15 protein-coding genes are annotated in these 12,372 nt (G+C 64.6%); 5 read left to right on the plus strand and 10 right to left on the minus strand.

Annotation, left to right across the window (positions count from 1 at the left end; all coding sequences use genetic code 11):
- Positions 1-39: 39 nt before the first annotated feature.
- Complete coding sequence (locus GC148_RS08495) at positions 40-1,665, plus strand: DUF389 domain-containing protein (RefSeq protein WP_291070244.1); 1,626 nt, start codon at positions 40-42, stop codon at positions 1,663-1,665.
- On the opposite strand, the gene GC148_RS08500 is transcribed toward GC148_RS08495, so the two are convergent.
- Genes GC148_RS08500 through ykgO form a run of 8 tightly spaced genes read right to left on the minus strand, consistent with a single transcriptional unit; the run spans position 1,666 to position 6,221 of the window.
- A complete protein-coding gene (locus tag GC148_RS08500) occupies positions 1,666-2,547 on the minus strand; it encodes an SDR family NAD(P)-dependent oxidoreductase (RefSeq protein ID WP_291070245.1) in 882 nt (293 codons plus the stop codon). It lies immediately after the preceding gene.
- A 26-nt stretch (positions 2,548-2,573) separates the two neighbouring features.
- Entirely contained in the window at positions 2,574-3,065 is a 492-nt protein-coding gene (locus tag GC148_RS08505) for a hypothetical protein (protein WP_291070246.1), read from the minus strand.
- Between the two features lie 9 nt (positions 3,066-3,074).
- Complete coding sequence (locus tag GC148_RS08510) at positions 3,075-3,611, minus strand: DUF4269 domain-containing protein (protein WP_291070247.1); 537 nt, start codon at positions 3,609-3,611, stop codon at positions 3,075-3,077.
- A gap of 7 nt (positions 3,612-3,618) precedes the next feature.
- Positions 3,619-3,882 (minus strand): DUF2312 domain-containing protein, encoded by a 264-nt coding sequence (locus GC148_RS08515; protein WP_291070248.1) that lies wholly within the window; start codon positions 3,880-3,882, stop codon positions 3,619-3,621.
- A 40-nt stretch (positions 3,883-3,922) separates the two neighbouring features.
- Positions 3,923-4,864, minus strand: coding sequence for an alpha/beta hydrolase (locus tag GC148_RS08520; RefSeq protein ID WP_291070249.1), 942 nt, complete (start codon positions 4,862-4,864; stop codon positions 3,923-3,925).
- 5 nt (positions 4,865-4,869) lie between these two features.
- Entirely contained in the window at positions 4,870-5,403 is a 534-nt protein-coding gene (locus tag GC148_RS08525) for a tetratricopeptide repeat protein (RefSeq protein ID WP_291070250.1), read from the minus strand.
- A gap of 52 nt (positions 5,404-5,455) precedes the next feature.
- Positions 5,456-6,064: an HAD family phosphatase gene (locus tag GC148_RS08530; protein ID WP_291070251.1), complete on the minus strand. Its 609-nt coding sequence runs from the start codon at positions 6,062-6,064 to the stop codon at positions 5,456-5,458.
- A 31-nt stretch (positions 6,065-6,095) separates the two neighbouring features.
- Positions 6,096-6,221 (minus strand): type B 50S ribosomal protein L36, encoded by a 126-nt coding sequence (gene ykgO / locus GC148_RS08535; protein ID WP_011648318.1) that lies wholly within the window; start codon positions 6,219-6,221, stop codon positions 6,096-6,098.
- A gap of 285 nt (positions 6,222-6,506) precedes the next feature.
- Between ykgO and GC148_RS08540 the strand changes: the two genes are divergently transcribed.
- Entirely contained in the window at positions 6,507-7,670 is a 1,164-nt protein-coding gene (locus GC148_RS08540; RefSeq protein ID WP_291070252.1) for a lytic murein transglycosylase, read from the plus strand.
- A gap of 150 nt (positions 7,671-7,820) precedes the next feature.
- The gene (locus GC148_RS08545; protein WP_291070253.1) at positions 7,821-8,591 is read left to right on the plus strand and encodes a hypothetical protein; all 771 of its coding nucleotides are present in this window, start codon (positions 7,821-7,823) and stop codon (positions 8,589-8,591) included.
- A 42-nt stretch (positions 8,592-8,633) separates the two neighbouring features.
- Here the strand turns inward: GC148_RS08545 and GC148_RS08550 are convergent, their stop codons facing one another.
- On the minus strand, positions 8,634-9,908 hold the full coding sequence (locus GC148_RS08550; RefSeq protein ID WP_291070254.1) for an MFS transporter: 1,275 nt from the start codon (positions 9,906-9,908) through the stop codon (positions 8,634-8,636).
- Positions 9,909-10,029: 121 nt separating this feature from the next.
- Here GC148_RS08550 and GC148_RS08555 point away from each other — a divergent pair, with 121 nt between their 5' ends.
- On the plus strand, positions 10,030-10,887 hold the full coding sequence (locus GC148_RS08555; protein WP_291070255.1) for a motility-associated protein: 858 nt from the start codon (positions 10,030-10,032) through the stop codon (positions 10,885-10,887).
- Positions 10,888-10,959: 72 nt separating this feature from the next.
- Positions 10,960-11,496 carry a hypothetical protein gene (locus tag GC148_RS08560; protein WP_291070256.1) on the plus strand — a complete coding sequence of 179 codons (537 nt, stop codon included), beginning with the start codon at positions 10,960-10,962 and terminating at the stop codon, positions 11,494-11,496.
- A 110-nt stretch (positions 11,497-11,606) separates the two neighbouring features.
- On the opposite strand, the gene GC148_RS08565 is transcribed toward GC148_RS08560, so the two are convergent.
- Positions 11,607-12,302 carry a SprT family zinc-dependent metalloprotease gene (locus GC148_RS08565; protein ID WP_291070257.1) on the minus strand — a complete coding sequence of 232 codons (696 nt, stop codon included), beginning with the start codon at positions 12,300-12,302 and terminating at the stop codon, positions 11,607-11,609.
- Positions 12,303-12,372 lie beyond the last annotated feature (70 nt).

The following is a 12,372-nucleotide window of genomic DNA, read 5'->3' on the forward strand; positions in this document are numbered from 1 at the left end:
TATAAGGGGCCCAGCGCCAGAAGGCCCTGAGGATTTCGCATGACTGAAGAGACACGCAAGCTGTCTGACTGGACGGCTGCCGCGCGAAAGCGGATCAAAGCTTTCCTGTACCTGCTCGCCCGCAAGACGAGCCATGAAGAAGTAATCGAACAGGTCCGCGCGGATGGGCAATTGTCCGGCCGCTACATCTTCATGGCGGTGATGTCCTGCGGCATCGCAATCCTCGGCCTGCTTCTGTCCTCGCCGGCGGTAGTGATCGGCGCGATGTTGATCTCGCCCCTGATGGGCCCGATCATGCTGATGGGCTTTTCGCTGACGATCCTGGATATCCCGGCGATGCGCCGCGCGTTTATCTCGATGGGCTGCGGCGTGCTGGCGGCGCTGACGATTTCGTTCCTGATCGTGAAGCTTTCGCCGCTGACGGAAGTGACGCCGGAAATCCTCGCGCGCACGCGGCCAAACCTGTTTGACCTCCTGGTGGCGATCTTCTCTGGCCTTGCGGGCGGCTATGCCGTGATCCAGCGACAGGGCGCGACGATCGTCGGCGTGGCGATCGCCACGGCACTGATGCCGCCGCTCGCCGTGACCGGCTTTGGCCTCGCGGTCGGCTCGATGGCGATCGCGGGCGGATCGTTCTTTCTGTTCATGACAAACCTTCTGGCCATCGCCCTGTCGGTGACCGTGCTGTCCAAGATCTATGGTTTCGGCACCGCGCACGGCACGCATGACCAACCTTGGCAGACCGTGCTGATCGTGGGCGTGTTCGTGGCATTGTCGATCCCGCTCGGCCTTGCCCTGCGCGACATCGCCTACGAGACGCGGGCGATCAATACGGTGAAGTCGACGCTGCTTGTGCCATTCGAAGGTCAGGAAGCGCGCATCTCGGATGTCGGCATTGTGGTGCCACGCAAGGGCGATATCCGCGTAGCCGCCACCATCCTGACGCATGAGCGTGTACCGGATGCCGAAGCAACCTTGTCCAAGGACCTGTCGAACTATCTCGGCCGGCCAGTTTCCGTCAGCCTTGCACAGGTGCTGATCGATGAGAACAAAGGTCAGGATGCGGAAGATTATCTGCGCATGGCGGACGCCTCGCTGGCGGCGCCGCTGCGCGCGAAGATCCACGAGCTGGAAGCCATCGGTGCCAGGCAGGCGACCGCGTCGGACCTTCGGCGCGCCATTCCGTTTCCGGTGACGGCGGCCGACATCGACCCCGAGGCGATGACCGCAAAGCTGATCGCTGCGCCCGGCGCCGGCATCGCAATTTCCGGTTATCGTAGCATGGAGGCGACCCTCGCCGCGAATTTCCCCGACTGGAAGATCGAAGTCGTGCCGCCGGAGGGCGACCTGCCGCGCATCGCCTTCGAAGAGGGTTCAGACAAGATCGCACCGGAAGGCGAGGCCGCTGTGTCGGATTGTATCTGGGCGCTGCAGCGCTGGAAGTCCGGCGCAGCAGAGGCCGTGGGGCATGCGTCCAGTAATGGCGACCAACGCTTCAATCGCACGCTGGCCGAGCGGCGCGGCGCAGCGATCGCCGCGCGGTTGAAGGCGGCCGGGTTCACCGTGACGGCGTCATCTGATTATCGGGGCACACGCCAGACGGCCGACGAACGCCGTCTGGGCCTTGAGCACTTCCAGACCGGTCTGGTGCGCCCTGAAAGCTGATCAGAGCCGGTTCAGCTTGAACCGCGAGATGAAGATGCGGTCGAGGATGCGCTTTGGTAGCAGCGTTGGGATGGTGAAGTTCGTCAACTTGTCCGGCACCGGCGCATAGCGCGCCTTGGGCTTGGGATCGGTCAGCGCCTGCTCGATCACGGCGGCAATCTGTTCCGGAAGCAGTCCGGTGCGGCCGCCGCCCAGCATCGTCTTTTCAAAAATCTCCAGCGAGTCCGCCCAGTCCGTGTTCGCATAGGGGCCGCCCGAATTGTCCGCTTCGGCCTTGTCCCAGATCGGTGTGCGCACGGATCCCGGGCCGACAGCCATGGCGTCTATGCCGTAGATGGCGAGCTCCCGGCGCAGTGTGTCGGTCATCGCTTCGTTGGCGTGCTTGGTCGCCGTGTAGGCGCCAAGGAAAGGCGCAGCGATCCGTCCGCCGACGGATGTGATGGTCACGATCCGGCCCGGCGCGCCCTCGCGTGCGGGGTCCGATCCGAGCAGGGGAAGGGCGGCCTGCGTCATGCGCAACATGCCGAACACGTTGACGGCGAAATGCGCTTCGAAATCCTTGAGGGGCTGCAGGCCCAGCGGACCCATCTTGGCAATGCCGGCATTGTTGAGGAGGCCAGTGAGGCGGCGCTTGCCGAGGGCCGCGCCAACCGCCGCGACCGCAGCATCCACCTGGTCCTGTTTGGTGACGTCAAAGATCAGAGGGCGAAGGTCGCCGGATGCGCCATCAACCAGCGCGGCGGCATCCTGGCCAGAGCGGACGCCGGCGAACACCGTCCAGCCTTTCGCGGCGAAATGATGGGCAGCGGCGCGTCCGATCCCGGTCGAAGCGCCGGTGATAAGGACAGAGCGGGCGAGGGCGGGGGCATTTGTCTCGGTCATGCGTCTTTATACGCTGAAATGGCCGATCAGTTTTCTGTTTTCTTTCCGCCGCCCTGGATCACCGTAAGGCTGGGCTTTGCGCGGCGCAGGGCGGTGACATTCCCGGCGCCGGAAGAGCCGTTGGTCGGGACAAGGGCCGGGCGTGACTTGACCGGAGGCGGAGCCGGCTGCGGGGGCGGGGCAGAGTCCATTTCATGCTCGCGCGGTTGGCGCGGCGCAGGCCTTTTCTGGCCCATCGGCTTCTTCGTCTTGAAGCCCCGCGTTTCCTTGCCGCGGGCTTTCTTGTCGATCTGTTTCAGCTTCAGCTGCTGGAGGCCCGAGAGCGCTTCGCCTTCGGCGCCCTTCATCGGATCGGCGAAGGCCGAGCCGAACTTTTCGACACGCGCTTCCACTTCTTCAAGAAATGCGATTTCCCAATCCGTCAGCGGAGGGCCAAGGCCCTGTTCGGCAAGCGCAGCGGCCCGGCGCAGCTTTCGCAGCGCGGCGCGTTTCTTGCGCTCATCAACCTCCCTCGGCATGCTGGCACTCTATGCTGATCCGCCGGAAAACTGCAATTGGGCGAGTGACGCATCATCGCGTGCAAACCAGTCGAGCAAAGTCGGGCGGACGGCCGTGTGCACACCGAAGGCCGCCGCAAAGGCGCCTTCGGTATCCGCGCCAAGCGCCTTGCGGGCGCGCACGAAGTGGCGCAGCGGCGCGCCGTGCAAGGCCAGCAGCCGGGCCTCGACCTGTGTAAATCTCCAGAACTCGTGCTCGAGGACCGGGGGCGCCCGGCCCCAGGCCTCGAATTTCAGGCCGTCCAGCCGGAAGCGGAGGATGCGCGAAGGCTTTCCGCCATAGGTTTCCTCGGTGAGCGCAAAGCCATCGAGGCTCTCGCCGGCGGCCCGCGCGGCCGCACGCGTCTCCTCGAGGCCGGGCAGGAAACTGCAGCACAGGTCGACGTCAGGTGCTTCGTCGTGTACGTTCAGCGCCGTCGAGCCGACCCAGTGCGGGTCGAAGGCTGCGAGGCGCTGCATCAGGCCGGAAGTGTCGATCAGGCGGGCAATCTGCGCGCGTGACCGCATGGCGTAATCATGCTTCGCCGAGGGCGATCAGATAGGTTTCGAGGATCATTTCCTGTTCCTCACGTTCGGCCCGCTCGATCTTCCGCAGGCGGATCACCTGGCGCAGGGCCTTGGTGTCGAAGCCGATGGCTTTTGCTTCGCCGTATACTTCCTTGATCTGCTCGGCGACTTCCTTCTTTTCCTCCTCCAGACGCTCGATCTTGGCGACGGTCTGGCGGAGTTTTTCCCGGGTGGTTTCGTCGATCTTGGTGATCTCGGCATTGTCGGCCATGGCGGTTCCTTTCCGGGATTTTCAGGCGAAGGGGAGCCTCTTAGCGGGTCTCGGCGGCGAGCGCCAGACGCCGTATGGCGTCCGCGACCGCTTCGCCTTCGCCGTGATGGGGCATGTGGCCTTCATGCGGAAGGATCACGAGATCGACGGTGACCTGTTGCTTCAATTGGCCGACGTGCAGATTCGGTGAGATGACGGTGTCCTGGCTGCCGGAGAAGACGACAATCGGCATGACGAGATCAGGATACCGGGCCGATTGCGCGGCCAGTTCCTCGCGCAGCGATGTCACGTCGCGCGCATTGGCGCGGAAGTTCGGCGGGCGGAACAGGAGGCCGATGGCGGAATTCTCGAAATAGCCGTCCGGGGCAGGGGCCGGATCGAATACGCTGCTGATGCCGCCGCGCACCTGTGACGGTCCGACTAGGGGCAGCAGCTGGCTGAACGCGGTGCCCAGCAGGGGCGGGGCGGCCAGTGTGTTGTACCAGGCCGTGCCGCCGGAGCCCCAGTCATTCGTGACTGGTGCGAGCAGGACGAGGCCGGAGACAAGGTCTGGCCGGTCGAGGGCGAGGCGCAGCGCGACCGCGCCGCCGAAGGAGTGGCCGACAATGACGGCCTTCTCGCCGGGCGCCAGCGCGTCCAGCACGCCGGCCATCTGGCGGGCCTGCGCGCCCAGCTGCTCGGCGCCGTCGAACCGGTCGGAATAGCCATGGCCGGGCCGGTCGGCCATCAGCACGCGCATTTCAGTCTCGAGGCGCGGCGCCAGGGTCCAGGTAAACTCCCGGGCATTGGCGCTGGCGCCGTGGATCATCAGCACCGCCGGGCCGGTCTCGCCCTGACGGATTACGTGCACGTCGCGCCCATCGACCGGAACCATTGCGCCTTTGGCCGGGAAGCTGCGCTCGACCTTGGAGGTATAGGCCATACTCGTCACACACGCGCCCAGACCCAGCGCGGAGACCGTCGCAGCCATTGCCGTGATCATGCGTTTCAAAGCTCCTGGCCTTCGGCCTTCTTGGCCAGCCGATCCGCGGCAAAGCGTGCCTGCGGCATCAGCGGATAGATCGACAGCGCTTCCCGGTAGCTGTCGAGCGCTTCCTGCTCGCCGCCGAGGCTTTCCAGCATCATGCCCATGCCGAGCCAGGCCCCGAAATGGCGCGGCTCCAGCTTGAGCGTCTCGTTGAGATCGCGAAGGGCTTCCGGATAATTCTCGGTCTCCAGGAACAGGCCGGCGCGGCGGTGATAGGCTTCAGGATAGTCCGGCTTCAGCAGGATGACCCGGTCCAGCAGCTCGCGCGCGGTGTCCGTATCGCCGGCGGCGTCCGCCATCACGGCCCGCTCCATCAGCAGGTCCACCGTGGCCGATCCCGATTCCAGCCAGGTGGCCCAGATGTCGGCGGCCACGTCGGCGGCTTCGGCCTCTTCGGTGGCGGCCTTGAGTTTGGTGAACATTTCCTCGGTCGGCGCGGCATGGGCAGCCGGCGCGAGCCAGATCAGGGCAACAAGGAAGAAACGCTTCAGCATCGCCTGCAATATGGCGCGGCAGGCCGGGCGCGGCAATGAGAAGGCGCCGTTCCTACAGCAGACCTTCTAGTATCAGCGCCCGCTCAAGTCCGGCCGCGCCCCTGAACAGGTGGGTGCGGAAGCCCAGTGCATCGGCGGTGGCGATGTTCTTCGGCGAGTCATCGATGAACAGCACCTCGTCGGGGGAGGGGCCGCCTATCTTGGCGAGGGTATAGTGAAAGATCTTCGCGTCCGGCTTCACCAGCTTCACCTCGCCGGAGACGATCACCTGCCGGAAGCGGGTGAGGACCGGGAAGGCGTCACGCACCTGCGGCCAAGCTTCAGCGGGCATGTTGGACAGGGCAAACATCGGCCGGCCGCTGCCGGCAAGATTCTCGACCAGGCGCTCAACGCCGTCGATACAGCCGTCGAACATCTCCATCCAGCGGCCACTCCAGGCGCGGATCTGGATTTCGTACTGGGGATATTTCGCGATCAGCGGGGCCGCGTTGTCGGCAAAGCTCACACCGGCATCGTGGTGATTGTGCCAATCCATCGTGCAGACGGTCGCGAGAAAGCGATCGCACTCGGCGGCGTCGCTGAACATCCGGCTGTAGAGGCGGGCGGGCGACCAGTCGAGGATCACGCCGCCAAGATCAAACAGGGCTATACGGGCTGCCATTCTGGCGCCTTATTGCCTGTTCATCAAAGGCTCAGCCTTGCTTTGCTTTGAAGCGGGGGTCGGTCTTGTTGATGACGTACACCCGGCCTTTACGGCGAACGATCTTGCAGTCGCGGTGGCGCGACTTCAGCGATTTGAGGGACGAACGGACTTTCATGGGTCTGGCCTGGTACGGTTAGGAATTGGGAAAGCGGAGCGCGTAATGAATCCGGATAGCCGAGTCAAGGACGAGGGCTGCAGCCTGCAGCCCCAAAAAGGGGTCTCCGCCATGATAATCGCCGGATTGGCGCGCTCGAAATGGATGGCAACGGCCGCCATTTGCGGACTTCTGGCCTCTTGCGCCAGCGGCCCGCCAGCCACGCCTTCGCCAAAACCCCCAATAGAACAACCCCCTGCGCCCGAAACGGGCCCCATCCAATATGAAAGCTCGGGCCTGGCCGAGATGGATGCCTGGCGCGACGATTTCTCGAACCGCGCCATGGGCGCCGGCCACGACCGGGCGCTCGTGAAATCTTTGTTATCGGGCATTTACCCCCTGCCGCTCTGGCTTGGCTCGCAGGTGCAGGCGCAGACCGCGCCCAGCGAACAGGCCGAATTTGCCAAGCCGATCTGGGATTACCTCAAGGTCCCGATGGGCACATCCCGCATATCCAACGGGCAGGCGAAGCTCACCGCCCTCGACCCGACGCTGGATGCCATCGAGGCGAAATACCGGGTGGACCGTAAGGTACTGCTGGCCATCTGGGGCATGGAGACCAGTTTCGGCGGGTTCATCGGCAATGACGACGCGGCCAATGCGCTGGCCAACATGGCCGTCGAAGGCCGCCGCCAGAAGTTTGCCGAGGACGAACTCTACGCCCTGATGACCATCGTGGAGAAGGGCTATGCCCGCCGCGAGGATCTCGGCTCCGGCTGGGCCGGCGCGATGGGCCACACCCAGTTCATGCCGTCGACCTATATCGCCCACGCGGTCGATTTTGACGGCGACGGCAAGCGCGATGTCTGGAAAAGCGAGGCCGACGCGCTGGCCTCGGCCGCCAATTACCTGTCGCGCTCCGGCTATGTGATGGGCCAGCCCTGGGGCATCGAGGTGCGCCTGCCGGACACGTTCGATTACAGCCTGGCCGACGGCAATGAGCGCCGGATGGAAACCTGGATGGCCGCGGGCCTGACGCCGATCATCGGCGGACCGTTCGAAACCGGCGGCGCCGAGTATGCTGAACTGTGGGTGCCTGCCGGGCACCTCGGCCCGAAATACCTGCTGTTCAAGAACTTCAACGTCTTCAAGACCTATAACCGCGCGGACTCCTACGCCTTCGCCGTTGGCTTGTCGGGCGATGCGATCATGGGCAAGCGCGGGCCGCTGACACCCTGGCCGACCGAGCTCGTGCCGCTGACCGTCACCGAGATCCGCGCGCTGCAACAGGCGCTGAATGATCGCGGCTTCGATGCCGGCTCGGTGGACGGCATTGCCGGGCGCCGCACCAAGCTCGCGCTTGCGGCCTTCCAGAAGACGCAAGGCATGATCGCCGACGGTTATCCGACCAAGGAGGTTCTGGCCCTGCTGCAGTCTTCGCCGGGCGTCGCTTCGACGGGCGTGAACTAAGGAGAGGTCGCGCGGCGGGAAACGCCGACATGGGTCGTTCGCGCCAACCGGAGAATCTCAAATTTACAGGCCCTTGCCCTTGGACTAGCGTCCTTGCGTGGGGAGCTTGTGGCGAAATGCGACAGCGACGGTCTTCGGGGGCTTTACCAAATGTTGCTGCGCAAAGTGATCGACCATGTCCGCAAGCAGGAGTGGACTGCGGTCGGCATCGACTTTGTCATTGTCGTCGTGGGTGTGTTCATCGGCTTCCAGGCGCAGGCCTGGTCCGTGGAACGGGAACGCCAAAAGAGCGAGCAGAAGTGCCTGGTCCGCTTGCATGATGAGGTCGTGCAGCTGGCAAATGTGCGTGCGCGGTATGATTATGAACGGACCACATTTTCGCGACAGCTGCTTGATGCGGTCGATCTCCTGTCAGGAACGGCGGAAGGCGCGGCGATTTCGCCGTCGCAGTGCGACGCGATCGCAGGATCGGCGCATACAACGGTACCGCCCGCAGACCTGCCGACGGTCACGGAGCTTCTGTCGACAGGCCGCCTGGATCAATTGACGTCCCCGACCGTGCGGGCCGCAGTCCTTGCTTACATCCAGGACGCCGCACGCGCCCGCGACCTGATTGCTGTCATGTCGGATGCGGGACGTGATCTGGGCAAAGCCTATCCTGGCCTGATCATCCACCATGTCGGTGCATCGCGAATCCACGAAGGTGAGATCTGGCTGAACCCCGACTGCGATACAGCGGCGATGCGCGCCGATGCGGCATTCCGGAACGAGCTCAGTGAAAACGCATACATGTACCAAGTCTACACGCACCGCGCCGTTCTCCCGGTCAGCCGCCAGTTGGCGGCACTGCATGACGTTTTGGATGCCGAACTCGGCATGGAGCACGCTTCTGAAGACGGGACTTCGCGCAGGATCGACTGAGCGCTTCGGGCCAAAAGACCGTCCTTTCCTTTGATGCGCAGTCTAATCCTCGTCCTCGCGGATTTCGCCGATGCCGTCTTTCATGCCGAAGCGGGAATAGACGAACATCCCCAGCAGCATCAGCGAACAGAGCACGAAAGGCAGCTGGGGGCTGACATATTCGTACACGAACAATCCGAACAGCGGCGTCACGATATAGCCCATGCCATTGGCCGAGATGACGAGGCCGGCCACGTTACCCTGCAATTGCGGCGGCACGGCGAGCGAGGCGCCGCTGGAGAAGCCCGGCCGCGCAAGGCCCTGGCCAAGGCCGATCATGAACTGCGACAGGATAAGCGTCGCGTAATTGTTGGCGATGATCATCAGCAGTGCCCCGGCGAGCAGGGGTAGGCAGCCGACCCACATCAGGGTCTTGTTGCGCAGGTGCAGGCGCGGGATCAGCACCAGCTGGGCCAGCAGCACGGCCACCGCGCCAACCGTGAAGGCCGGGCCGGTATAGGCCGCGGCCTCGCGGCCCGAGACGTTCATCTTGTCCATCACCGCGAAGACGAACACCTGCGTCAGCACGCCGGAGACCAGCGACAGGGCGACCGCGTAGATGAGGAAGGGCAGCACCCGTTCGGCGCGCCAGAGATCCTTGCCGGCGGACTCGGCCTGGATGCGCACCGCGTCGGCGACGGGCGCGCGGGTTTCCGGCAGGCGGAACCAGATCAGCGCCGCCATGATGCCGGCGAGGACCGCCGTGAACAGGGCAGGGGAGAGGATGCCCGCCGAAGCGGCGAGCGCGGCCGCAAAGGCCGGGCCGATCACCGTGCCCACGCTAAAGCCGGAGGAGAGGAAGGCGATCTCGCCCTGGCGCTCGGCCTTGCTGGTGCGGTCCGCGACATAGGCCTGTGCGGCGGGGTTCGCCGCCGAACCGATCAGGCCGAACAGGGAACGGGCGAGCGCGAGGCAGATGAAGATTGCAACGATATTGGTCATCACGCCGGCCATTGCCAACGTGCCGGTCAGCCAGAGCAGGAACATCGACAGGGCATACCCGCCGAGGCCGATCGCGGCGACGCGGCGCCGGCCCCAGATGTTGGAACGCTTGCCCCAGAAGGGCGAAGTGATCGACCAGAGCAGCGCCGACAGCGAGAACACGGCCCCCGCCATCCAGTCGGGCATTGCCATTTCGCGTGTGAGCTGGGGCAACACAGCTGCCAGCAGCATCGTGTTGCCGGCGCCGATCGCCATCAGCGCAAAGAACAGAAGGATGAATGCGCTCCGCCGGTCCGGTCTCGGTTGATCGGGAAGGCGCTCTGTCTCACCAGCCATGGGTGTCTCTTCCGGCCAGCCGCGCCAAATGTCCAGACTGGACGTAGAGGCAGTGATGAAACGCCGCCTTAAGATGCGTCTGGTCTAGTGCGCGGTGACGTCTTTGGGGAGTGTTTTGAACGTGCTGCAGATTGCCGGCCTTGTGATCGTCCTGATTCTGGTGGGCGGCGGACTCGTCGTCACCGGCGGGCCGGCGGCCGTCGAGGCGCTCCCGTTCGAACTCGCGCTGATCGGCGGGGCGGCCTTCGGCACCGTGCTGCTGGGCAATTCGCCGGATGTGGCACGCGAAGCCTTTGCCGGTTTTGGCCGCGCCTTTCGCGGGGCGCGCTGGCAGAAGGCGGACTATGCCGATCTGTTCGTGCTGCTCGGCGCCCTGATGCGCAAGGCCAAGCGCGGCGGCTTTGTCGCCATCGAGGCCGATATCGAGCACCCGGACGAGTCGCCACTCTTCCAGGCCGCACCGCGCATCCTGGAGGATGCGTCTGCCCGCACACTGATCTGCGACGCTTTCCGCCTGATGGCGCTGGACCTTGCCGACCCGGCCCGGGCGGATGCGCGGATGGAGCAGGCGATCCATGCGCAGCTCGACCGGCGCCTCAAAGCGGTTGGCGCGCTCAACACGCTGGCCGATGCGCTGCCGGCGCTCGGCATCGTGGCGGCCGTACTGGGTATCATCCGCACCATGAGCGCCATCGACCAGGACCCCGCCATCCTGGGCGTGATGATCGGCGCGGCCCTGCTGGGCACCTTCCTCGGCGTGTTCCTGTCCTATGGGCTCGTGGGGCCGATTGCGGCGCGCTATGCACAAATCGTCGAGGAAGAAGCCGGCTTCCTCGATACGGTGCGCAGCGTGATCCGCAATTTCGGCGAGGGCGTCGCCCCGGCGCTGGCAGTCGAACTCGCCCGCACTGCTGTGCCGCCGCGCCTGCAGCCGGATCCGGCGGCGGCCGCACCGGTGCGTCTGCACCGCGCCGCCTAACACCGCCGGTTTGAAGGCCCGGCCGATCCGGTCTAGCCTTGCGAGGTCCCGCAACAGCAAGGCCCGCATGCGATGTCCCGCTTCGAAGAGTTGATCCAGACCGTCGAGACCTATCAGGTTCTGGTCGAGGAGAATTACAGCCGTATCCGCCGCCTCGCCGAAGAAGTGCGCGGCGGCCTGTGCGACTATATCGGGGCGCCGGATGGCATCTGTGTCCACCTCGTGCCCCCGGTCGGCGCCTTCGAGCCGCGCCCCTACGGCGACCTCGCCTTTTCGATCCCGCCGCGCGGCTTCCGGCCGCTGGGGCCGGTCTCATTCGGCCTGGCGTTCCGTGTGTCGAAACAGGCCGATTGGCTGCGTCTGAAGTTCGAGTGCCGCAAGACCGGCGAGGATTTCGTGGTCGGGATCGAGGACGGCGCCCAATACACCTTCCGCCTGCCGATCGAGGACGCCGATTCCGGGCCCTTCTATGCCCATATCTACCAGTACATCCTCAGCTGGTTTCAGGAGAATATCGACGCTTACCGGGAGGGCGAATACGGTTCGCGGACGATCGGGTTCGGTCTTATGAATGAACCCAGCGGCCCTGCGCTGCTCGAACAGTCCTGAGGCTGGATTTAAAACTCACCTCGATAAAGTCTGGGTACGGACTTTGAACTCGCGTGGGGCGCGAGAAAAATATTTTTGCGGCTGGCGCAAAAAAATCGTCTTGACACGGATTATTCGCCGGCGGCCTGGAGCTCGGTCCCGTGGAGGCGTAGCCAGGCGCGCTGGCGCTGCCAATCCGGGCAGCATCTGGCCACATGGGCCCAGAATCTCGCGGAATGGTTCATTTCCCGCAGATGCGCGCATTCATGGGCCGCAACGTAGTTAAGAACCTCCGGCGGCGCCATGACCAGGCGCCAGGAGAAGGCCAGTTGGCCGTCTGCCGTGCACGATCCCCAGCGCGAGCGGGTATCCTTCACCGAAATCCCCTTGGGGGCGACTTTCAGGATCTCGCTGTACCGGGTCACGGCCCGGGTCAGGTCGGCCTTGGCCTGTTTCTTGAGGAAGCGGACCACCCGCGCCTGTGTGGTCTCCGGATCGCCGGGAACCGAGAGAATACGGGGCTCACCAGGGTAAAGACGAGCAATCCGGCCTTCGCCTTCCAGGGAGATCTGGCAGTCCTCTCCCTTGTATTGGAAGATTTCCCCATCCTCGAATCGCGTTATCTCCGGCAGATGCTGCAGCCGCGTGGAAATCCAGTCGACCCGTTCCGCCGCGAATGCGGCTGCGGCCTCGATTTGGCGCGAAGACGGTGCTACAGCGACGGCTTCTCGGCGGCGCTCGTCGAGACGAATGATGAGGCGGCGCGCCTTGGCGTTCACCTCGAGCCGTACCTTGATCCGGTGTCCGCCGGCGGCACGCAGTGTCATGGTGTGGCCATCATTCAAACGCATGTTAAAACACCTGTCGGGTCGTACGCGGCCAACACAATCTGAGGGA

Origin of the sequence: Hyphomonas sp. (assembly GCF_016125515.1) — a bacterium.
Classification (GTDB): domain Bacteria; phylum Pseudomonadota; class Alphaproteobacteria; order Caulobacterales; family Hyphomonadaceae; genus Hyphomonas.